Source organism: Enterobacter cloacae complex sp. P42RS (genome assembly GCF_014930595.1).
In the GTDB taxonomy this organism is placed as follows: Bacteria; Pseudomonadota; Gammaproteobacteria; order Enterobacterales; family Enterobacteriaceae; genus Enterobacter; species Enterobacter bugandensis.
The window spans coordinates 13,348-35,528 of sequence record NZ_JADBRK010000004.1 but is presented as its reverse complement, the minus strand read 5'-3'; the positions used below and the strand labels follow the sequence as shown (position 1 = coordinate 35,528).

The window sequence follows — 22,181 nt, the reverse complement described above, 5'->3', positions numbered from 1 at the left end:
ACGGCGTGACGATGTCAGCGCTGTCGAAATGACACGTCGACACGGCGGCGTTGACAGTGTCTTTTTTAATAAAAATCATTCAAATCAACATATTAAAAACTGGCACGGAATCTGCTTAACAGCCGCTATCTCCATTAACCGGATACCTTCTATGACTATTTGGGAAATTAGCGAAAAAGCGGATTACATCGCGCAGCGCCACCAGCAGCTTCAGGATCAGTGGCACCTCTACTGTAACTCTCTGGTTCAGGGGATCACCCTGTCAAAAGCCCGACTGCATCATGCGATGAGCTGTGCGGCGCAGGGGGATATGCGCTTTGTCCTGTTCGGTCATTTCACGGTCTTTGTGACCCTGGCAGACAGCTTTAACAGCCACACCATCGAGTACTACGTTGAGAATAAAGAGGGTGAAAAACAATGTATTGCGCAGGCGCAGCTGATGGCCGACGGCATGGTCGACGGTTACGTCAGCAACCGCGATCGCCAGCAGGTGCTTGAGCACTATCTGGAGAAAATCGCGCCGGTTTACAACGGTCTCTACGCCGCGGTTGAGCACGACTTGCCGGTCGACCTCAAACAGCTCGTCGCGGGAAAGGCCCCCGCAAATCTTGCCAGATAACCGAATGTCGAAAAGTGTCGATGAGACAGTTTTTCGTCGTCAAAAATGACCATCACCAGAGGATTGCCCGGTGAACCGTTTTGTAATTGCTGACTCGACGGTCTGTATTGGCTGTCGGACCTGTGAGGCGGCGTGTTCGGAAACGCACCGCCTGCACGGGCTGCAGTCCATGCCGCGCCTGCGCGTCATGCGTAATGAGAAAGAGTCTGCGCCGCAGCTCTGCCACCACTGTGAAGATGCCCCTTGCGCGGGCGTGTGTCCCGTCAATGCCATCACCCGCGTCGATGGCGCGGTCCAGCTGAACGAAAGCCTGTGCGTGAGCTGCAAGCTGTGCGGCATCGCCTGCCCGTTCGGTGCCATTGAATTCTCCGGCAGCCGCCCGCTGCATATCCCGGCGAACGCCAATACCCCGAAAGCGCCGCCTGCGCCACCGGCTCCGGCACGCGTGAGCACGCTGCTGGACTGGGTGCCCGGCATCCGCGCTATTGCGGTGAAGTGCGATCTGTGCAGCTTTGACGAACAGGGTCCGGCCTGCGTGCGGACCTGCCCGACCAAAGCGCTGATCCTGGTTAACATCCGCGATATCGCCCGCACCAGCAGGCGCAAGCGCGAGCTGACCATTAATACCGACGTCGGCGATCTTTCGCTTCTGCAGGCGCTTAACGAGGGGGCGAAATGAACGCGATATTTATGATTAACAGCGCCGTGGCGTACTTTGCCGCTGCCGCCGCGCTGGCGCTGGTGTTCTCTTTCCATAAAACCCTGAGCGGCTGGATAGCCGGTATCGGCGGGGCGGTCGGCAGCCTGATGACGCTGGCGGCGGGCGGTGTCGTCCTGCTCGGCGGACAATCCGTGGAAACACTCATGCCGCTGATTCGCCACACCGTGGCGATTACGCCGCTGAACGCCATCTGGCTGGTGACCTTTGGCCTGTGCGGGCTGTTTATCAGCCTGTTCAATATTGACTGGCACCGCCATCAGCAGACCAAAGCCAACGGCCTGCTGGTCAATCTGCTGATGGCCGCCGCGGTCTGCACGGTTATCGCCAGCAACCTCGGCGCGCTGGTGGTGATGGCCGAAATCATGGCGCTGTGTGGCGTGTTCCTGACCGGCTGCAGCGCCTCCGGCAAGCTGTGGTTTGCGCTCGGACGCCTCGGCACGCTGCTGCTGGCGCTGGCCTGCTGGCTGGTGTGGCAGCGTTTCGGCACCCTGGACTTTGCCGCGCTTAACGGCCAGCCGCTGGGGAACGACGTCTGGCTGCTGGGCGCAGTCGGTTTTGGCCTGCTGGCCGGGATTATCCCGTTGCACGGTTGGGTCCCGCAGGCGCACGCGAATGCCTCTGCGCCCGCCGCCGCGCTGTTTTCGACGGTGGTAATGAAGGTCGGTTTGTTCGGTATCCTGACGATTACCCTGACGGGCGGTCAGCCGCCGCTGTGGTGGGGGGTAGCGCTGCTGATTGCGGGGATGATCACCGCATTTGTCGGCGGGCTGTACGCCCTGATGGAGCACAACATCCAGCGTCTGCTGGCGTACCACACCCTGGAAAACATCGGGATTATCCTGCTCGGCATGGGCGCGGGCGTCACCGGGCTGGCGCTCAACCAACCGGCGCTGATTGCCGCCGGGTTTATCGGCGGTCTGTATCACCTCGTCAACCATAGCCTGTTCAAGAGCACCCTGTTTCTCGGCGCGGGCAGCGTCTGGTTCCGCACCGGCCATCGCGATATCGAAAAGCTCGGTGGGATTGGCAAAAAGATGCCGATGATTTCACTCGCCATGCTGGTGGGGCTGATGGCGATGGCCGCGCTGCCGCCGCTGAACGGCTTTGCCGGAGAGTGGGTGATTTACCAGTCCTTCTTCGCGCTCGGCCAGAGCGACGCGTTTATCGCGCGGATGCTCGGCCCGCTGCTGGCGGTGGGCCTGGCGATTACCGGGGCGCTGGCGGTGATGTGCATGGCGAAAGTCTATGGCGTCACCTTCCTCGGCGCGCCGCGCACCCGTGAAGCGGAGAACGCCTGCTGCGCCCCGGTACTGATGACCACCAGCGTGGTCGCGCTGGCGCTGTGCTGCATTGCGGGCGGGGTTGCCGCGCCGTGGCTGCTGCCGCTGCTGGGCCACGCCGTTCCGCTGCCGCTGGCGACGGCGCATACCGTTGTCTCCCAGCCGATGATGGCGCTGCTGCTGATCGCCGGGCCGCTCCTGCCGTTCGTGCTGATGCTGTTCTTCAGACGCGACCGTCTTGCCTCCCGCTCGCGCGGCGCGGCGTGGGCCTGCGGCTACGAACACGAGCCGTCGATGGTCATTACCGCCCACGGTTTTGCCATGCCGGTGAAGGAGAACTTCGCCGCCGTGCTGAAGCTGCGCCAGTGGCTTAACCCGCAGGGCTGGGTGCCGGGCTGGCAGAGTGCTGCCGTGCCCGTGCTGTTCCGCCGGCTGGCGCTGATCGAGCTGGCGGTGCTGGTAGTGATTGTGATTTCACGAGGAGCCTGACATGAGTCTTTTACTGGCAATTCTTCAGGCGCTGGTGCTGTTCGCCGCCGCGCCGCTGCTGTCGGGCATCACGCGCGTGGCGCGCGCCCGAATGCACAACCGTCGCGGGCCTGGCGTGCTCCAGGAGTACCGCGATCTCTTCAAACTGCTCTCCCGCCAGAGCGTCGCGCCGGATGCCGCGGGCTGGGTGTTCCGCCTGACGCCGTTCGTGATGGTCGGCGTGATGCTCACCATCGCCACCGCGCTGCCAGTGGTCACGGTAGGCTCGCCGCTGCCGGTGCTCGGCGATCTGATTACGCTCATCTACCTCTTCGCCATCGCGCGCTTCTTCTTTGCGATTGCGGGCCTGGACACCGGCAGCCCGTTTACCGGCATCGGCGCCAGCCGCGAGGCGATGCTCGGCGTGCTGGTGGAGCCGATCCTGCTGCTGGGGCTGTGGGTGGCCGCGCAGGTTGCAGGTTCGACCCACATCAGTTTTATCACCGACACCGTTTACCACTGGCCGGTGGCCCGCTCCATCCCGCTCGTGCTGGCACTCTGCGCCTGCGCGTTCGCCACGTTTATTGAGATGGGCAAGCTGCCGTTCGATCTCGCGGAAGCGGAGCAGGAGCTACAGGAAGGGCCGCTCACCGAGTACAGCGGCTACGGTTTCGCGGTGCTGAAGTGGGGCATCAGCCTTAAGCAATTGGTGGTGTTGCAGATGTTTGTTGGCGTTTTCTTCCCGTGGGGGCAGATGACGCACTTCTCTGCAGGCGGCCTGCTGCTGGCCGTGGTGGTGGCCGCCCTCAAGCTGCTGATCGGCGTGCTGGTCATCGCCCTGTTTGAAAACAGCATGGCACGCCTGCGTTTTGCGGCAACCTCGCGCATCACCTGGGCCGGTTTTGGTTTTGCATTTTTAGCGTTCGTCTCCTTGCTGGTGGCGTGATTAAAGAGAGTGTTTATGTCTGAAGAAAAGAAAGGTCAGCAGTATCTCGCCGCGTTGCATCAGGCTTTCCCCGGCGTGGTGCTGGAGGAGTCCTGGCAAACCAAAGATCAGATCACCATTACCGTGAAGGTGAACTACCTGCCGGAAGTGGTGGAGTTTCTCTATTACCAGCAGGGCGGCTGGCTGTCGGTGCTGTTCGGTAACGACGAGCGCCAGCTGTGCGGTAACTACGCGGTGTACTACGTGATGTCGATGGAGCAGGGCGAGAAGTGCTGGCTCACCGTGCGCGTCGAGGTCGACCCGAATAAGCCGGAATACCCGTCCGTAACGCCGCGCGTTCCTGCCGCCGTCTGGGGTGAGCGCGAGGTGCGCGACATGTACGGCCTGGTGCCGGTCGGCCTGCCGGACGAGCGTCGTCTGGTGCTGCCGGATGACTGGCCGGATGAACTCTATCCGCTGCGTAAGGACAGCATGGATTACCGCCAGCGTCCGGCCCCGACCACCGACAGCGAAACCTACGAGTTCATCAACGAGCTGGGCAGCAAGAAGAACAACGTGGTGCCGATCGGCCCGCTGCACGTCACCTCCGACGAACCGGGCCACTTCCGCCTGTTCGTCGACGGCGAAAATATCATCGACGCTGACTACCGCCTGTTCTACGTCCACCGCGGCATGGAGAAGCTGGCGGAAACCCGCATGGGCTACAACGAGGTCACGTTCCTCTCTGACCGCGTGTGCGGCATCTGCGGCTTCGCCCACAGCACCGCCTACACCACCTCGGTGGAGAACGGCATGGGGATCGTGGTGCCGGAGCGCGCGCAGATGATCCGCGCCATTCTGCTGGAGGTGGAGCGCCTGCACTCTCACCTGCTGAACCTCGGCCTGGCGTGTCACTTCGTCGGCTTTGACTCCGGGTTTATGCAGTTCTTCCGCGTGCGCGAAGCGTCGATGAAGATGGCGGAGATCCTCACCGGGGCGCGTAAAACCTACGGCCTGAACCTGATCGGCGGGATCCGCCGCGACCTGCTGAAAAACGACATGATCCAGACCCGTCAGCTGGCGCAACAGATGCGCCGCGACGTGCAGGAGCTGGTGGATATGCTGCTCAGCACCCCCAACATCGAGCAGCGCACCGTCGGGATTGGTCGTCTTGACCCGGAAATTGCCCGCGACTTCAGCAACGTCGGCCCGATGGTGCGCGCCAGCGGCCACGCCCGCGACACACGTGCCGATCACCCGTTCGTCGGCTATGGCCTGCTGCCGATGACCGTGCACAGCGAGCAGGGCTGCGATGTCATCTCCCGCCTGAAGGTGCGCATTAACGAGGTGTTCACCGCGCTGAACATGATCGACTACGGCCTCGATAACCTGCCGGGCGGCCCGCTGATGGTGGAGGGCTTCACCTACATCCCGAACCGCTTTGCCCTCGGCTTTGCCGAAGCGCCGCGCGGGGATGATATCCACTGGAGCATGACCGGCGACAACCAGAAGCTCTACCGCTGGCGCTGCCGCGCGGCGACCTACGCCAACTGGCCAACCCTGCGCTACATGCTGCGCGGTAACACCGTCTCTGACGCGCCGCTGATCATCGGCAGCCTCGATCCGTGCTACTCCTGCACCGACCGCATGACCGTCGTGGACGTGCGCAAGAAGAAAAGCCAGGTGGTGCCGTACAAAGAGCTTGAGCGCTACAGCATCGAGCGTAAGAACTCGCCGCTGAAATAAGGACTCGTCATGTTTACCTTTATCAAAAAAGTGATCAAAACCGGTACGCAGACCAGCAGTTATCCGCTGGAGCCGATCCCGGTGGATAAAAACTTTCGCGGCAAGCCGGAACACAACCCGCAGCAGTGCATCGGCTGCGCGGCCTGCGTCAACGCCTGCCCGTCGAACGCCTTAACGGTGGAAACGGACCTCAAAACCGGCGAGCTGGCCTGGCAGTTTAACCTCGGGCGCTGCATCTTCTGCGGCCGCTGCGAGGAGGTTTGCCCGACGGTCGCCATTCGACTTTCTCAGGAGTACGAGCTGGCGGTGTGGAAAAAAGAGGATTTTCTCCAGCAGTCGCGCTTCGCGCTGTGCAATTGCCGCGTCTGCAAGCGTCCGTTCGCCGTGCAAAAAGAGATCGACTACGCCATCGCGCTGCTGCAGCACAACGGCGACGCCCGCGCGGAGCATCACCGCGAAAGCTTCGAAACCTGCCCGGAGTGCAAACGTCAGAAGTGCCTGCTGCCGTCCGACCGCATTGATATTACCCGCCATATGAGAGAGGCCAGCTGATGGAAAACTTACTCGGCCCGCGCGACGATAACGGCATTCCGGTGCCGCTGACGGTGGAGGAGTCCATCGCCAGCATGAAGGCGTCGCTACTGAAAAAAATCAAACGCTCAGCCTACGTCTACCGCGTGGACTGCGGCGGCTGCAACGGCTGTGAGATCGAGATCTTCGCCACCCTGTCGCCGCTGTTTGACGCCGAGCGCTTCGGCATCAAAGTGGTTCCGTCCCCGCGTCATGCGGACATTCTGCTGTTTACCGGGGCGGTGACCCGCGCCATGCGATCGCCCGCGCTGCGCGCCTGGCAGTCCGCGCCGGATCCGAAAATCTGCATCTCCTACGGCGCCTGCGGCAACAGCGGCGGCATCTTCCACGATCTTTATTGCGTCTGGGGCGGCACCGACAAAATCGTGCCGGTGGATGTCTATATTCCGGGCTGCCCGCCGACGCCTGCCGCCACGCTGTACGGCTTTGCGATGGCGCTCGGCCTGCTGGAGCAGAAGATCCACGCCCGCGCACCTGGCGAGATCGACAACCAGCCCGCGGCCATTCTGCATCCGGACATGGTCCAGCCGCTGCGCGTGAAGGTGGACCGCACGGCGCGCAGGCTGGCGGGCTATCGCTACGGGCGTCAGATTGCCGACGATTACCTGCGCCTGCTGAGCCAGGGCGACCATCAGGTGGCGCGCTGGCTGGAAGCGGAAAACGATCCGCGTCTCAATGAGATCGTGGCAAACCTGAACAGCATTGTGGATGAGGCGCGTATCCGATGAGTGAAACGGTGGTGTTCAGCCAGCTGAGCCGTAAGTTTATTGATGAGAACGATGCCACGCCGGATGCGGCGCAGCAGGTGGTCTATTACAGCCTGGCGATTGGGCACCACCTCGGGGTGATCGACTGTCTGGAGGCGGCGCTAACCTGCCCGTGGCCGGAATACCTGGCGTGGATCGCCACGCTGGAGGAGGGCAGCACCGCGCGGCGCAAGATGGAGGGCGTGCCGAAGTATGGCGAGATCGTCATCGACGCCAACCATATCACAATGCTCGCCAACGCCTTTGACGCGGCGCTCGGCAGGCAAACCCCGGCGCAGCAGGCGTGGAGCAAAACGCTGCTCGGCATGCTGCACGATATTCATCAGGAGAGCGCCATCTACCTGATGGTGAGGAGATTACGTGACTGACGTTTTACTATGTGTCGGCAACAGCATGATGGGCGACGACGGCGCGGGCCCGCTGCTGGCGGAGATGTGCGCCGCAAAACCGCAGGGCGACTGGGTGGTGATTGACGGCGGCAGCGCGCCGGAAAACGATGTGGTCGCCATTCGCGAGCTGCACCCGGAAAGGCTGCTAATCGTCGATGCCACCGATATGGGGCTGAACCCGGGCGAAATCCGCCTGATTGATCCGGACGACATCGCCGAGATGTTTATGATGACCACCCACAATATGCCGCTGAACTACCTGGTCGATCAGATTAAAGACGACGTGGGCGAGGTGCTGTTTTTAGGAATTCAGCCGGACATTGTCGGCTTTTATTACCCGATGACGCCGCCGGTGAAGGCGGCGGTGGAAGAGGTGTATTCGCGGCTGGCGGAGTGGGTTGGGGATGGAGGGTTTTCTCCGCTCTGAGCAGTGCCGGGTGGCGGCGACGCCTTACCCGGCCTACAAAACCGTAGGCCCGGTAAGCGCAGAGCCACCGGGCAACTGGCTACGCCAGATCCGCCCCGTTACTCGCAATCACCTTTTTATACCACCAGAACGATTTCTTGCGCTTGCGGTCCAGCGTCCCGTTGCCGGCATCGTCGCGGTCAACGTACACAAACCCGTAGCGCTTGCTCATCTCGCCCGTTGAGGCCGACACCAGGTCGATGCAGCCCCAGGTGGTGTAGCCCATCAGCGGCACGCCGTCCTCAATCGCATCGCCCATCGCGCGGATATGCTCGCGCAGGTAGCTGATGCGGTAGTCGTCGTTGATCTCGCCGTTTTCATCAATGACGTCCTTCGCTCCCAGGCCGTTTTCCACCAGGAACAGCGGCTTCTGGTAGCGGTCGTACATCATGTTCATGGTGATACGCAGGCCGAGCGGATCGATGCCCCAGCCCCACTCGCTTACCTGAATATGCGGGTTACGCATGGACTTCACGATGTTTGCCGCGCTGGTGTTGCCCGCGTTCATGTCCGCCGACGCGCAGCGCGAGGCGTAATAGCTGAACGAGACAAAGTCGACGGTATTTTTCAGCAGTTCGTCATCGCCTGGGTCTTTCACAATCACGACGCCTTTCTCGCGGAACACGCGGGCGGAGTAGGCCGGATAGCTGCCGCGCGCCTGCACGTCGATAAAGAACAGGTTCTCGCGGTCTTTCTCCAGCGCCATCCACACGTCTTCCGGTTTGCAGGAGTACGGGTAGAAATTTCCGCCCGCCAGCATGCAGCCGACCTGGTTTTCCGGGTTCACCTCGTGAGCGATTTTTGTCGCCAGCGCGCTCGCCACCAGCTCGTGGTGCGCGGCCTGGTATTTCACCTGATCCTCGTTTTCACCTTCCTCAAACACCAGCCCCGCGCCGGAAAACGGGCTGTGCAGCATGATGTTGATTTCGTTGAAGGTCAGCCAGTATTTCACCAGCCCGTTAAATTCCTCGAAGCAGGTGCGGGCGTAGCGGGCGAAGAAATCGACCATCTTACGGTTGCGCCAGGAGCCGTACTCCGTCACCAGGTGCATCGGCACGTCGAAGTGGCAAAGCGTTACCAGCGGCTCAATGTTGTACTTTTTACACTCTTCAAACACCGCCCGGTAGAAGGCGATGCCCTCTTTATTCGGCAGCGGCTCGTCGCCGTTCGGGTAGAGGCGACTCCAGGCAATCGAGGTGCGGAACACCGTAAAGCCCATCTCCGCCATCAGGGCGATGTCTTCTTTATAGCGATGGTAAAAATCAATCGCTTCATGGCTCGGGTAAAACTCATCGTCACGCAGCGAAAAACGCTTTTCCTTACCGAGCTTCACCGTCAGGCGGTTTGCGCCGTGGGGGATCATATCGACCGTCGTCAGCCCTTTGCCGCCTTCACGGTAAGCACCTTCACTCTGGTTGGCGGCAAGCGCGCCGCCCCATAAAAATCCTTGTGGAAAAACAGACATTCTTACCTCGCTTTCAATTTATGCTTTTGCTGCGTTGTTCTGTACCGGTGCGGTCTGCAGGGCGCGCGCTTTTTCAGCCTCGTCTTCGACCGGGATATCCTCAAACCCTAACAGCAGGGTCAGAACAAATGACAGCACCACGGCCAGCCCCATTACGCCAAACACCCAGACGATGGTCATCGGGTTGGCCGGGTCGAAGAACTGCACGCTGGTAAACAGCCCCGGCGCTGCCATCGAGTGGCTGGCAAGGCCTGCCATACCCGCCACCGCGCCGCAGATAAAACCGCTGATCAGGCTCGCAATCAGCGGACGCTTCAGGCGTACCGCTACGCCGTACAGGGCCGGTTCAGAGATCCCCGCCATGATGGCGGAGGCCGCCGCGGCCAGTGCCGTCTGGCGCAGTTCCGGGTTTTTCGTTTTCCATGCCACCGCCAGCGACGAGCCGCCGAGCGACAGGTTGGCGCCGATTTCTGACGGCATCACCATTCCTTCTTTGCCCGTTTCGGCAATGGTCTGAATGATGGTCGGCGTAAACACGCGGTGCATCCCGGTCATCACCAGCAGCGGCCACAGTGCGCCCATGATGGCGACGGAGAGCCAGCCCAGGTAGCCGTGAATGGTGTAAACCAGCGCGGAGATGGCGCTACCGATCCAGATCCCCAGCGGGCCAATCAGCACGATGGCGAGCGGGGCGGCAATCAGCACGATCAGCATCGGCTTGAGGAAGTTTTTGGTCACCGCCGGGGTGATGCGATCCACCCAGCGTTCGATATACGACAGGCACCAGGTCATGACCAGCGCCGGGATAACGGTATAGGTGTATTTCACCGCCGTCACCGGAATAAAGGCGAACTCAACGTGCTCCCCCTGCGCGGCTTTCGCCATCAGCTCGATAAAGCTCGGGTGCACCAGCACGCCCGCGATGGCAATCGCCAGCGACATGTTGGTTTTAAACTTCACCGCCGCCGAGGCCGCCACCATCAGCGGCAGGAAGAAGAACGCCCCGTCGCCTATGACGGTCAAAATGGTGAGCGTCGGCGCGCCTTTTTCCAGCACGCCAGTCATTTCGAGGATCATCGCCAGCAGCTTGACCATCGAACCGCCGATGATCGCCGGGATCAGCGGCGACATGGTGCCGATCAGCGCGTCGAGGATCCCGGCACCAATGCGGCGTAACGTCAGCTTCTGCGGGCCTTCCGGTACCACGGGCTGCAGGTCAACGGGCAGCAGGCTCACTACTTCGCGGTACGCCTGTGAAACCGTGTTGCCAATAATCACCTGGCACTGGTTGTCGTTACGCACCACGCCAAGCACGCCGCTGATGCTTTTCAGGCGCGCAACGTCGGTAAGATTTTCGTCTTTCAGTACGAAACGCAGGCGCGTCATGCAGTGGGTAACGGCGACGATGTTCTCTTTGCCGCCCAGCGCGCTGATAACGTCGTTTGCCAGCGCAGCGTAGTTTTTGGCCATCGGATCTGTTCCTGTTATCGTTGTGTGAAATGTAGGAAACCGGTTCCACATAATCATCATGAGTTTCTTTTTTTGAAACAAGACCGCTTTTTGGACATTTTTTCTTTTCGTGATGAAGATCGCAGTGGGGTGTAGAAAGCGTGACGTCGTCGCTGCGACAATTTTTTCGCGGTGCAGTACACTGCCCGCATGAGTTTCGGATGGAAGAACAATATGACCACGATGCTGGAAGTGGCGAAGCGGGCAGGCGTATCGAAAGCGACGGTCTCCCGGGTGTTGTCGGGCAACGGCTACGTTAGCCAGGAGACCAAAGACCGGGTTTTTCAGGCCATTGAAGAGAGCGGCTATCGCCCGAACTTGCTGGCGCGAAACCTGGCGACCAAACGCACCCAGACGCTTGGGCTGGTAGTGACCAACACCCTGTATCACGGCGTCTACTTTAGCGAGCTGCTGTTTAACGCCGCGCGGATGACGGAAGAAAAAGGGCGGCAGCTGATCCTCGCCGACGGCAAGCACAGCGCCGAAGAAGAGCGCGAGGCGATCCAGTATCTGCTGGATATGCGCTGCGATGCGGTAATTATCTACCCGCGTTTTCTGAGCGTGGAAGAGCTGGACGAGCTCGTCGAGAAATGCGAGCAACCGATTATGGTGCTTAACCGCCGCCTGCGGAAAAACAGCAGCCACAGCGTCTGGTCCGATCATAAAGCCTCGTGTCAGGACGCGGTGTCGCAGCTGATTGCGAAAGGGCACCGGGAGATTGCCTTTATCACCGGTTCGCTGGATTCCCCCACCGGGGTTGAGCGTCTTTCCGGTTACAGGGATGCGCTGGCGCAGCACGGTATTGCAGCGCGTGACGCGCTTATCGCCGAAGGGAAGTGGAACCCGGCCAGCGGCGCGGCGGCAGTCACTCAACTCCTCTCCCGCGGCGAACCGTTTACCGCGCTGGTGGCGAGCAACGACGATATGGCGATCGGCGCCATCAAGCAGCTGCACGACAGCGGCGTCGCCACGCCGGACGCGGTGTCCGTCATCGGCTTTGACGACGTGGCGATTGCGCCCTACATCGTGCCGTCGCTCTCCAGCGTGCGTATTCCGGTGACGGCGATGATCCAGGAGATCGTCAGTCGCCTGATTTTCATGCTCGACGGCGGAGAGTTCAAATATCAGCAAACCTTTTCTGGCGAGCTTGTCCTGCGCGACTCCGTTACCGATGGTCCGCACCGCTGACGTCGACATCTGTCATCGTCACTAATGACGATGACAGAAACGCTGCGTTTTTATTATCATTAAAAATCATTAACTTAAATATTGGCACGGTTTATGAATAGCTTCGCGCATAACAGTTATGCCGGAGAAGCAGATGAACCGTTTTATTATGGCCGATGCCAGCAAGTGCATTGGTTGCCGTACCTGTGAAGTGGCGTGCGTGGTTTCCCACCAGGCGGAGCAGGATTGCGCCTCTCTCACTCCCGATACCTTCCTGCCGCGCATTCACGTCATTAAAGGTGTGAATATTTCCACCGCTGCCATCTGTCGCCAGTGCGAAGATGCGCCGTGCGCGAACGTCTGCCCGAACGGGGCGATTAAGCGCGAGAAGGGCTTTGTGCACGTGATGCAAGAGCGCTGCATCGGCTGCAAAACCTGCGTGGTGGCCTGTCCGTATGGCGCGATGGAGGTGGTTGTCCGCCCGGTGGTGCGCAACAGCGGCATGGGGCTGAGCGTGCGGGCGGAGAAAGCCGAAGCCAATAAATGCGATCTTTGCTATCACCGCGAAGCCGGCCCGGCCTGTATGGAGGCCTGCCCGACGCACGCGCTGGTCTGCGTTGATCGTGACAAGCTTGAGCAGATGAGCACAGAAAAACGCCGTCGCGCGGCGTTCGACACCTCGTCATCGCTGCTGTTTTAAGCTGCGATGAGCGTTAACGGCGTACTGCTTCGGGTGCGCGGCAAAGTGCAGGGCGTAGGGTTTCGGCCCTTCGTCTGGCAGCTGGCGCACCGGCTGAAGCTTGTGGGCGATGTCTGCAACGACGGAGAGGGTGTCCTGGTGCGTCTCGCGGGTAATGGGGGGGACTTTACCGCGAGGCTGCATCAGGACTGCCCACCGCTGGCGCGCATCGATCGCGTTGAAACGCAGCCGTTCACCTGGGCGGACATGCCTGAGGACTTTACCATCCGCCACAGCGATCGCGGGGCGATGGATACGCAAATCGTACCGGATGCTGCCACCTGCCCGGCGTGTCTGGCTGAAATGCGCGATCCCCGCGAGCGCCGCTATCGTTACCCGTTTATCAACTGCACCCACTGCGGGCCGCGGTTTACCATTATCCGCGCCATGCCGTACGACCGTCCGGCCACGTCGATGGCCGCATTCCCGCTCTGCGCGCCGTGCGAAACCGAGTACCGCAACCCGGCCGACCGCCGCTTCCACGCCCAGCCGGTGGCCTGCCCGGACTGCGGGCCGCAACTGGAATGGCGAGCCGGAGACACTATTGCCACTCGCGAATCGGCCTTAAACGCGGCGGTGAAGAGGCTGAAAAACGGCGGGATCGTGGCGGTTAAAGGGCTGGGGGGATTTCATCTGGTCTGCGATGCGCTTAACCCGCAGGCAGCGGCGACGCTGCGGGCACGCAAGCAGCGCCCGACGAAGCCGCTGGCGGTGATGCTACCGGATGCGGACGATCTGCCGGAGACGATACAGACGCTGTTACGCTCGCCCGCGGCACCGATCGTGCTGACGCCGAAAGCTTCGCTTCCCGCGTTTCCCGAGGAAATTGCCCCAGGGCTCGACTGCGTTGGCGTGATGCTGCCCGCGAACCCGCTCCAGCATCTTTTGCTGATGGACTGCCGGCGCCCGCTGGTGATGACTTCCGGCAACCTCAGTGGCAGGCCGCCTGCCGTCACCAACGCGCAGGCGCTGGAGGATCTCAGCGGCATCGCGGACGGCTTCCTGCTGCACAACCGCGACATCCTGCAGCGCATGGATGATTCGGTGATGGATCGGGATGGCGCTATCCTGCGTCGCGCCCGGGGTTTTGTGCCCGATGCCGTCACGTTGCCCGCGGGTTTTGAGAATATCCCCGCCATGCTGTGCACCGGTGCAGAGATGAAAAACACCTTCTGCCTGGTGCGCGGCAACCAGGCGGTGCTGAGCCAGCACTTTGGCGATCTGAGCGACGAGGGCGTAGAGGCGCAGTGGCGCAGCGCGCTCTCGACGATGCAGGGCATCTACGCTTTCCAGCCTGATAAGCTGGTGTGCGATGCCCATCCGGGGTATCGCGCGCGCCGGTGGGCGCAGGAGCAGGCGCTGCCCGTCGAAACCGTGCTGCATCATCACGCTCACGCGGCGGCGTGCCTGGCGGAGAACGGCTGGCCGCTCGACGGCGGAGACGCTATCGCTCTGACGCTGGACGGGATCGGCATGGGCGAGAACGGCGCGCTGTGGGGCGGAGAGTGCCTGCGGGTGAACTATCTCGACTGCGAACGGCTCGGCGGCCTGCCTGCCGTGGCGCTGCCGGGCGGCGATCTGGCGGCAAAACAGCCGTGGCGTAATCTGCTCGCCCACTGCCTGGCGTTTGTCCCGGACTGGCAACGCTACCCGGAAACGCGAGCGGTTCAGCGCCACAGCTGGCCGCTGCTGGCGACGGCGATCCAGCGCGGTATCAACGCGCCGCGTGCCTCATCCTGTGGTCGCCTGTTTGATGCCGTCGCCTGTGCGATCGGTATCAATGCGCAATCCTGGGAGGGTGAAGCCGCCTGCAGACTGGAAGCGCTGGCATCGCAGTGCGCGGGCGTCGACCATCCGGTGACGCTGGATGCGGGTAACCTCGCGCTTTTCTGGCAGCAGTGGCTGAACTGGCAGGCGGAGCCCTGCGAGCGCGCGTGGGCGTTTCACGACGCGCTGGCAAAAGGGCTGGCTCAGCTTGCCGCGCGTCATGCCCGACGCTTATCGATTTCGACAATCTGCTTCAGCGGCGGCGTGTTGCACAACCGCCTGCTGCGCGCGCGCCTGCGTCATCATCTCTCTGACTTTACGCTTCTTTTTCCTTCGCGCCTGCCCGCAGGTGACGGAGCGATCTCCTTCGGGCAGGCGGTGGTTGCCGCTGCCCGGTCATGTTCAAAAAGGATTTAAAATGTTACGACTGTTACGCAACGAACCTCGCGCCGCGCTTCTGCTGCTGGCTCTGGTAATGGCAAACCTGCTGGCCTGGGGATGGGCATGGCACTCTTTTAGCGGCAGCACGGCGCTGATGGCCGCGAGCCTGCTGGCGTGGTGCTACGGGCTGCGTCACGCGGTGGACGCCGATCACATCGCGGCCATTGATACCGTGACGCGTAAGATGATGCAGCAGGGCAAACGCCCGTCCGGCGTGGGGGCGTGGTTCTCGCTGGGGCACTCCACCATCGTGGTGCTGGCCTCCATTGCCATCGCCGCCACCGCAACCGCGTTTCAAAAAAACATGGAATGGTTCCACGAAACCGGCAGCCTGATTGGCACTGCGGTATCCGCCACCTTCCTGCTGGCGATGGCGCTGGTGAATATGGTGATCCTGCGCGGCGTCTGGCGCAGTTTCCAGGCGCTGAAAAAGGGCCAGACGGTGCAGGGTGACGTCACGCTGCCTGCCCAGGGGGGCGTTATGAACTGGCTGTTCGGTAAAACCTTCCGCCTCGTCAATAAAAGCTGGCAGATGTATCTGGTGGGCTTTCTGTTTGGCCTCGGGTTTGACACTGCCACGGAAATCGGCGTGCTCGGGATCTCCGCCGCCAGCGCCTCCAGCGGGATGTCCGTGTGGTCAATCATGATCTTCCCGGCGCTCTTCGCCAGCGGCATGGCGCTGGTGGATACGCTCGATAACCTGCTGATGGTCGGTGCCTACGGCTGGGCGTTTGATAAACCGCAGCGCAAGCTCTACTACAACATGACCATCACTGGCACCTCCGTGGTGGTGGCGCTGTTTATCGGCGGGCTGGAAGCGCTGGGTCTGCTGATGGACAAATTCGCCCTCAGCGGCGGCGTCTGGGATCTGATTGGCGCGGTGAACGACAACCTGGGCAACGCCGGGTTTGTGGTGGTCGGGTTGTTTGTCGCCTGCTGGCTGATCTCCATGGTCAACTACCGCTGGCGCGGCTACGACGCGCTGGTGGTGCGTTCCTGAACTCCCCACCCTGTTTTACCCGGCGGCGCTACGCTTGCGCGGGTCTGCATGTAGGCCGGGTAAGCGGAGCGTTACCCGGCAATACGAGGGTTAAGCAGGCAGCGATTTCAGCAGGGCGAAGGCCTCCTTCATCCGGTCTTCGCTGACGACAAAGGCGCGCATCTGACCGTCTGCATCGGTGCCGCGCGCCACCATGCCCTGCGGCGAAAGGGCAATCTGCCAGTCCAGATCCTGACGCTGCGTTTCACCTGCAAGATGCAGCGGCAATTCCGGCGTTTTGACCTTTACCAGCATGGCGGGTAATTTCAGCGGCGCGCTGCCGCCGAGCAGGTTTTTTGCCAGATACATGGCGCTTAATTGTATCGGCTGCAGGAAGGGCAGCACCTGGCCGTTAATTTCCGCGCAGTCGCCCAGGGCATAAATATCCGGCCGCGTGGTTTGCAGGTAGCTATTTACCTTCACGCCGCGGTTTATTTCAGCCCCTGCGCGATGCGCCAGCGCGGTTTCCGGGCGCAGGCCCGTCGCGGCAACCACCGCATCCACTTCTACGCTGCGGCTTCGGTCGAGCGTGGCACGGATACCGCCTTCGGTTCTGCTCAGGCTGTGCAACTGCGATTTCAACAGCAGATGGACGCCCATGTCGGTCAGACGATGTTGTAAGCGACTGCTTACTTCTGCGGGCATCAGCGCCGACAGAATGCTCGCCGCGTGGTCAACCAGGGTGACGGATTTGCCCGCCCGGCAGAAATCCATCGCCAGCTCGGTGCCGATCAGCCCGCCGCCGACGATCATCACTCTGGCGGCATCGCGTAGCCGGGTTTCGCTGGCCTGATACTCCTGCTGGCTGTTGAGGGTAATCATCAGCTCGCGGCCCTCAACCGGCGGCACAAACGCAGATGCCCCGGTCGCCAGCACCAGCCTGTCGTACTGCCAGGTTTTCTCTTTCGCTTTTACCACGTGGGCGTCGGCATCGATATCGGTGACCCAGGTGTACGGAAACAGACGCAGGTTGAACTGCTCCGCGAACTCCCCCGCCGTCTGGCGGGTGAGGTCATCGGCGCGCTGATTCTGGCTAATGACGTGGCTTAAATCAGGCTTGTTGTACTCGTCCATGCTGTCGGCGGCGATCAGCGTCAACGGCACGTTTGCATCCTGTTTGCGGATATTTTTCACCAGCTGGCGGGCAGCAAAGCCCGAGCCGATGATAACGATGCTGTTGCTCATTTTGCCTCCGTTGCCAGTTCATCAAAGACGTCTTTGCCGAGGGAGCATTCCGGGCAGAGGAAGTTGTCCGGCACCTCGCTCCACGGCGTGCCCGGAGCAACATCCTGCAGCGGTTCGCCCAGCTCAGGATCGTAGATCCACTGGCAGACGCTGCACTGCATGCGCGGACCGAGATCGGCGCTGGCTGCCGTAGAACAGGTTTGTGGCTGTTCCGCAGGTTTTGCGGTGACTTCAGGAAGCGGGGCGAGCGCCCACTGACGGGCGATGTCGCGGCCATGCTGGCGGCAGATTTCCAGCGCGTCGATATCAGGACGCCATTTCGCCTTCAGGCTCATGGACATCTCAAAACCCGCATCCTGTAAACGGGTGGAAAGACGGTCTACCGCGCCGCCGCTCCAGCCGTGTGAACCAAAGGCGCTGGCGCGTTTGTTACGAAAGCGCAGGCCGGTCATCTCTTCCACCAGGCCGGCAATCTTCGGCATCATCACGTTATTCATGGTGGAGGTTCCCACCAGCACGCCCTTGGAGCGGAAGACATTGGTCAATACCTCGTTCTTATCGCTGCGCGCCACGTTGAAGATTTTCACCGCTACGTTCGGGTCAACTTCATTGATCCCCTGGGCAATCGCGTCCGCCATCATGCGGGTGTTGTTGGACATGGTGTCGTAGAAGATAGTGATGCGATCTTCCTGGTAATCCGCGGCCCACTTCAGGTACAGCTCGACGATCTGGGTGGGGTTTTCACGCCACACCACGCCGTGGGAGGTGGCAATCATCTCCACCGGCAGGTTGAAGCCGAGGATTTCGGTAATTTTAGGCGTCACCAGGCGGCTGAACGGAGTGAGGATATTGGCGTAGTAGCGCTGACACTGTTCGAACAGCTCGGTCTGATCCACTTCGTCATTGAACAGGCGTTCGTCGCAGTAGTGCTGGCCGAAGGCGTCGTTGCTGAACAGCACCGCGTCGCCGGTCATGTAGGTCATCATGCTGTCCGGCCAGTGCAGCATCGGGGTTTCGACGAAGATCAGCTGCTTGCCGTTGCCGATATCCAGCGTGTCGCCGGTTTTTACGGTGTGGAAGTTCCACTCCGGATGATGGTGGTGGCCGTTAATTGAATCAATGGCGTTGGTGGTGCAGTAGATTGGGGTATCCGGAATGTGGGACATCAGCTCGGTCAGCGCCCCGGCGTGGTCCTCTTCCGCATGGTTGATGATGATGTAGTCGATGTCATTCAGGTCGATTTCACCGCGCAGGTTCTGCACGAACTCACGGCTGAATTTGTGATCGACGGTATCGATCAGGACGTTTTTACCTTCGCGGATGAGATAGCTGTTGTAGCTGCTGCCGCGCAGCGTTTTGTATTCCGTCCCGTGGAAATCGCGCACTTCCCAGTCACGTTGACCCACCCAATGAATGTTATTTTTAACCAGAATAGACATAGCAACCTCAACTTAATACAGCGTTTTTAAATAAGATGGTTTGCTTATATCAAGTTGCGTGCCAACTTTTTAAATTATTAATATTCAATAAGTTGTGATTTAATGCCCCATAATGAGTAGTCATTATGACTATCCTAAAAAGAGTCAATATGACATTATGCATTGTCAAAATGACCGTGAGGCAGGCATGAGTTTTTCCGTAGACGTCCTGGCGAAGATCGCCATTGAGCTGCAAACCGGTATCGGCCATCAGGACCGCTTTCAGCGCCTGATCTCCACGCTGCGCCACGTGCTGGATTGCGATGCGTCGGCGCTGCTGCGTTACGAAGGGCGGCAGTTTATTCCGCTGGCTATCGACGGCCTGGCGAAGGACGTACTCGGGCGGCGCTTTACGCTGGAGGGCCACCCGCGTCTGGAAACCATCGCCCGCGCGGGCGACGTGGTGCGTTTCCCGGCAGATAGCGATCTGCCCGATCCGTACGACGGCCTGATTCCGGGGCAGGAGAGCCTGAAGGTGCACGCCTGTATTGGCCTGCCGCTGTTCGCCGGGCAGAATCTGATTGGCGCATTAACCCTCGACGGCATGTCGCCGGATCAGTTCGACACCTTCAGCGACGAAGAGCTACGGCTGATTGCGGCGCTGGCCGCCGGGGCGCTGAACAATGCACTGCTGATAGAGCAGCTGGAGAGCCAGAATATTCTTCCCGGAAGCCCGGCGGCGTTTGAGCAGGTGGCGCATACGGAGATGATCGGCCTTTCGCCCGGCATGGCGCAGCTCAAAAAAGAGATTGAGATTGTTGCCGCGTCCGATCTGAACGTGCTGATCTTCGGAGAGACCGGTACCGGTAAGGAGCTGGTGGCGAAGTCCATCCATGAAGCTTCGCCGCGCGCGGTCAACCCGCTGGTGTACCTCAACTGCGCCGCGCTGCCGGAAAGCGTGGCGGAGAGCGAGCTGTTCGGTCACGTCAAAGGGGCGTTTACCGGGGCCATCAGCAACCGCAGCGGCAAGTTTGAAATGGCCGATAACGGCACGCTGTTTCTTGATGAGATTGGCGAGCTTTCCCTTTCACTTCAGGCCAAGCTGCTGCGCGTATTGCAGTACGGCGACATTCAGCGCGTGGGGGATGACCGCAGCCTGCGGGTGGACGTGCGGGTCCTTGCTGCGACCAACCGGGATCTGCGCGAAGCGGTGCTGGCCGGGCAGTTCCGCGCCGACCTGTTCCATCGCCTGAGCGTGTTCCCGCTGTCCGTGCCGCCGCTGCGCGAGCGCGGAGACGACGTGGTGCTGCTGGCGGGTTATTTCTGCGAACAGTGCCGTCTCAAAATGGGGCTGTCCCGCGTGGTGCTTAGCCCGGGGGCGAGAGCGCATCTGCTCAGCTACGGCTGGCCGGGCAACGTGCGCGAGCTGGAGCATGCGATTCACCGCGCGGTGGTGCTGGCGAGGGCGACGCGCTCGGGGGATGAAGTGGTGATTCATGCGCGCCATTTTGCGCTGCATGAGGAAAATGCCCCGACCGTGAAGCCTGCTGTGCCTGAGAGCGCAATCGAAAACCTGCGCGAAGCGACGGAAGCGTTTCAGCGTCAGATGATTACCCGCGCGCTGGAGCAGAATAACCGCAGCTGGGCGGCGTGCGCGCGGGCGCTGGAGATGGACGTCGCCAACCTGCACCGGCTGGCGAAGCGGCTTGGGCTGAAGGGTTAAATAATCCCGGCCTGGTAGAAGTCCTGCAGGTTGATAGCGCCGCACAGCCTGCCGTGCTCGTCCACCACCGGTGCGGCGGTGATTTTGCGCTTCAATAGCACCTCTTTGGCTTCGATGGCGCGGCTGTCGGCGTTGAGCGTCAGCCCGCCTTTGGTCATGGCGTCAGACACGTTTGTTTCCAGCCTGCCGCCGCCCACCAGCCAGCGGCGCAGGTCGCCGTCGGTGAACACGCCCTTCACGTTTCCGCCGTCATCGCAGACCGCCACCAGCCCCAGACCGGTGCGGCTCAGCTCCAGCATCGCGTCCATCACGCTGGTATCGAGTTTGACCTGCGGAATGGCATCGTCGGTGCGCATCAGATGGTGAACCTTGTTGAGCAGCCGCGCGCCGAGCGCACCTGCCGGATGCGAACGGGCAAAATCTTCCTCATTGAATCCGCGCGCCTGCATTACCGCCATCGCCAGCGCGTCGCCCATCATCAGGGTGTTAACGGTGCTGGAGGTCGGGGCGAGGTGCATCGGGCAGGCTTCACGCTCAACGGAGATATCCAGCGTCGCTTTGGCGGCCAGCGCCAGCGGCGAGCGGGGTTTCCCGGTCATCGCCAGCAGGGCGACCGATTTTTCCTGCAGGCGCGGAATAATCAGATCCAGCTCTTTGGCCGAACCGGAGTAAGAGATAAACAGCATCACGTCGCGGCTTTCGATCATCCCGAGATCGCCATGCAGCGCCTCTGCCGGATGCACGAAGAACGCCGGGGTGCCGGTGCTGGCGAGCGTCGCGGCAATCTTCTTGCCGATATGGCCGGATTTACCGATGCCCGCCACAATCACTTTGCCTTCGCAGTGGATAATGGTGTTGGCGGCGCGGACAAAATCCTCGCCCAGACGTTCCGGCAGGCGGCTGGCTTCCTGCAGCTCCAGCATCAGCGTCTGGCGGCCCGTTTCTAACAGAAAATCACTCATCTCTTTCTCCGGTTACGATCACGTCGATGCCTTTCTCTTCCAGCGCTTTTTTGAACGCTGGATCGATACCCGCGTCGGTAATCAGCTTATCAACGCTTTCGAGACTACAGACAATGTTGGGGCTTTTGCGGCCAAACTTCGACGAGTCGGCCATTAAAATCACTTCCCGCGCGGCGTTACACATCGCTTTACTGACGCTGAACACCTCGTTAAACGTCGTGACGCCTGCGTTCAGGTCGATGCCGTCGGTGCCCATAAACAGTTTATCGAAGCTGAAGTGGTCGAAAGCGTTCTCCGCCAGCTGGCCGTGAAAGGACGCCGATTTTTTGCGGAAGGTGCCGCCGGGCATCAGGATGGTCTGCTCGCTGTCGAACTCCGACAGCGCGTTGACGATGTGCAGGCTGTTGGTCATCACCGTGATGTTGTTAAAGCGGCTGAGCAGGGGGATCATCTGCAGGACGGTACTGCCTGCGTCGAGGATGATGGAATCGCCGTCCTGGATAAATTTGACGGCGGCTTCGGCAATCAGCGCTTTCTGGTGGGTATTGATCAGCGTTTTGTGATCGATTGGCGGGTCCGCTTCGTCCTTGTTGAGCACCACGCCGCCGTAGGTGCGAATAACGGCGCCAGAGTTTTCGAGCAATACCAGGTCCTTGCGTATTGTCGTGCCGGTGGTGTCAAAGTAGTGGGCCAGATCCTCTACCGAGCATTTTCCCTGCTTTTGCAGATGCTCGAGAATGGCCGCCTGCCGCTGACGTGGTTTCATAGGCGCTTCGTTCCTTAGGTTGCGAAAT

The 22,181-nt window shown here is 60.9% G+C and carries 20 protein-coding genes; 14 read left to right on the top strand and 6 right to left on the bottom strand.

Annotated features, from left to right (window positions below):
- The first annotated feature begins 151 nt into the window (after positions 1-151).
- The 9 genes from hycA (at position 152) to hycI (ending at position 7,933) form a co-directional block, all read left to right on the top strand.
- On the top strand, positions 152-619 hold the full coding sequence (gene hycA / locus IM314_RS06100; RefSeq protein WP_193358411.1) for a formate hydrogenlyase regulator HycA: 468 nt from the start codon (positions 152-154) through the stop codon (positions 617-619).
- Between the two features lie 70 nt (positions 620-689).
- A complete protein-coding gene (locus IM314_RS06095) occupies positions 690-1,298 on the top strand; it encodes a 4Fe-4S dicluster domain-containing protein (protein WP_028014215.1) in 609 nt (202 codons plus the stop codon).
- Positions 1,295-3,109, top strand: a complete 1,815-nt coding sequence (gene hycC, locus IM314_RS06090; RefSeq protein WP_193358410.1) for a formate hydrogenlyase subunit 3 — start codon at positions 1,295-1,297, stop codon at positions 3,107-3,109. The genes IM314_RS06095 and hycC overlap by 4 nt, the downstream gene beginning before the upstream one ends.
- 1 nt (position 3,110) lies before the next feature.
- Complete coding sequence (locus tag IM314_RS06085; protein ID WP_193358409.1) at positions 3,111-4,034, top strand: respiratory chain complex I subunit 1 family protein; 924 nt, start codon at positions 3,111-3,113, stop codon at positions 4,032-4,034.
- A 15-nt stretch (positions 4,035-4,049) separates the two neighbouring features.
- Positions 4,050-5,759: a formate hydrogenlyase subunit HycE gene (gene hycE / locus IM314_RS06080; RefSeq protein ID WP_193358408.1), complete on the top strand. Its 1,710-nt coding sequence runs from the start codon at positions 4,050-4,052 to the stop codon at positions 5,757-5,759.
- Between the two features lie 9 nt (positions 5,760-5,768).
- On the top strand, positions 5,769-6,311 hold the full coding sequence (locus tag IM314_RS06075) for a formate hydrogenlyase complex iron-sulfur subunit (protein ID WP_193358407.1): 543 nt from the start codon (positions 5,769-5,771) through the stop codon (positions 6,309-6,311).
- A complete protein-coding gene (locus tag IM314_RS06070) occupies positions 6,311-7,078 on the top strand; it encodes an NADH-quinone oxidoreductase subunit B family protein (protein WP_028014210.1) in 768 nt (255 codons plus the stop codon). The genes IM314_RS06075 and IM314_RS06070 overlap by 1 nt, the downstream gene beginning before the upstream one ends.
- On the top strand, positions 7,075-7,485 hold the full coding sequence (locus IM314_RS06065) for a formate hydrogenlyase maturation HycH family protein (protein WP_041908479.1): 411 nt from the start codon (positions 7,075-7,077) through the stop codon (positions 7,483-7,485). The genes IM314_RS06070 and IM314_RS06065 overlap by 4 nt, the downstream gene beginning before the upstream one ends.
- Entirely contained in the window at positions 7,478-7,933 is a 456-nt protein-coding gene (gene hycI / locus IM314_RS06060) for a hydrogenase maturation peptidase HycI (protein WP_126817298.1), read from the top strand. The genes IM314_RS06065 and hycI overlap by 8 nt, the downstream gene beginning before the upstream one ends.
- A gap of 79 nt (positions 7,934-8,012) precedes the next feature.
- Here the strand turns inward: hycI and IM314_RS06055 are convergent, their stop codons facing one another.
- A complete protein-coding gene (locus tag IM314_RS06055) occupies positions 8,013-9,437 on the bottom strand; it encodes a 6-phospho-beta-glucosidase (protein WP_193358406.1) in 1,425 nt (474 codons plus the stop codon).
- A gap of 18 nt (positions 9,438-9,455) precedes the next feature.
- The gene (gene ascF, locus IM314_RS06050) at positions 9,456-10,907 is read right to left on the bottom strand and encodes a PTS cellobiose/arbutin/salicin transporter subunit IIBC (RefSeq protein ID WP_045261256.1); all 1,452 of its coding nucleotides are present in this window, start codon (positions 10,905-10,907) and stop codon (positions 9,456-9,458) included.
- A 213-nt stretch (positions 10,908-11,120) separates the two neighbouring features.
- Here ascF and IM314_RS06045 point away from each other — a divergent pair, with 213 nt between their 5' ends.
- From IM314_RS06045 to IM314_RS06030, 4 genes are all read left to right on the top strand, one after another.
- Positions 11,121-12,134 carry a LacI family DNA-binding transcriptional regulator gene (locus IM314_RS06045; RefSeq protein WP_032644912.1) on the top strand — a complete coding sequence of 338 codons (1,014 nt, stop codon included), beginning with the start codon at positions 11,121-11,123 and terminating at the stop codon, positions 12,132-12,134.
- Between the two features lie 133 nt (positions 12,135-12,267).
- Positions 12,268-12,813 carry an electron transport protein HydN gene (hydN, locus tag IM314_RS06040; RefSeq protein WP_096218291.1) on the top strand — a complete coding sequence of 182 codons (546 nt, stop codon included), beginning with the start codon at positions 12,268-12,270 and terminating at the stop codon, positions 12,811-12,813.
- Positions 12,814-12,819: 6 nt separating this feature from the next.
- A complete protein-coding gene (gene hypF / locus IM314_RS06035) occupies positions 12,820-15,036 on the top strand; it encodes a carbamoyltransferase HypF (protein ID WP_193358405.1) in 2,217 nt (738 codons plus the stop codon).
- Between the two features lies 1 nt (position 15,037).
- Complete coding sequence (locus IM314_RS06030; protein ID WP_193358404.1) at positions 15,038-16,060, top strand: HoxN/HupN/NixA family nickel/cobalt transporter; 1,023 nt, start codon at positions 15,038-15,040, stop codon at positions 16,058-16,060.
- A 90-nt stretch (positions 16,061-16,150) separates the two neighbouring features.
- On the opposite strand, the gene norW is transcribed toward IM314_RS06030, so the two are convergent.
- Positions 16,151-17,284 (bottom strand): NADH:flavorubredoxin reductase NorW, encoded by a 1,134-nt coding sequence (gene norW, locus IM314_RS06025; RefSeq protein ID WP_193358403.1) that lies wholly within the window; start codon positions 17,282-17,284, stop codon positions 16,151-16,153.
- On the bottom strand, positions 17,281-18,723 hold the full coding sequence (norV, locus tag IM314_RS06020; RefSeq protein WP_045629922.1) for an anaerobic nitric oxide reductase flavorubredoxin: 1,443 nt from the start codon (positions 18,721-18,723) through the stop codon (positions 17,281-17,283). The genes norW and norV overlap by 4 nt, the downstream gene beginning before the upstream one ends.
- Positions 18,724-18,910: 187 nt before the next feature.
- Between norV and norR the strand changes: the two genes are divergently transcribed.
- Positions 18,911-20,425, top strand: a complete 1,515-nt coding sequence (gene norR / locus IM314_RS06015; protein WP_193358402.1) for a nitric oxide reductase transcriptional regulator NorR — start codon at positions 18,911-18,913, stop codon at positions 20,423-20,425.
- On the opposite strand, the gene gutQ is transcribed toward norR, so the two are convergent.
- Together gutQ and IM314_RS06005 are read right to left on the bottom strand one after the other, a co-directional pair.
- Positions 20,422-21,387 carry an arabinose-5-phosphate isomerase GutQ gene (gene gutQ, locus IM314_RS06010; RefSeq protein WP_193358401.1) on the bottom strand — a complete coding sequence of 322 codons (966 nt, stop codon included), beginning with the start codon at positions 21,385-21,387 and terminating at the stop codon, positions 20,422-20,424. The two genes, norR and gutQ, sit on opposite strands and share 4 nt — an antisense overlap.
- The gene (locus IM314_RS06005; protein WP_010434430.1) at positions 21,380-22,153 is read right to left on the bottom strand and encodes a DNA-binding transcriptional repressor; all 774 of its coding nucleotides are present in this window, start codon (positions 22,151-22,153) and stop codon (positions 21,380-21,382) included. The genes gutQ and IM314_RS06005 overlap by 8 nt, the downstream gene beginning before the upstream one ends.
- Positions 22,154-22,181 lie beyond the last annotated feature (28 nt).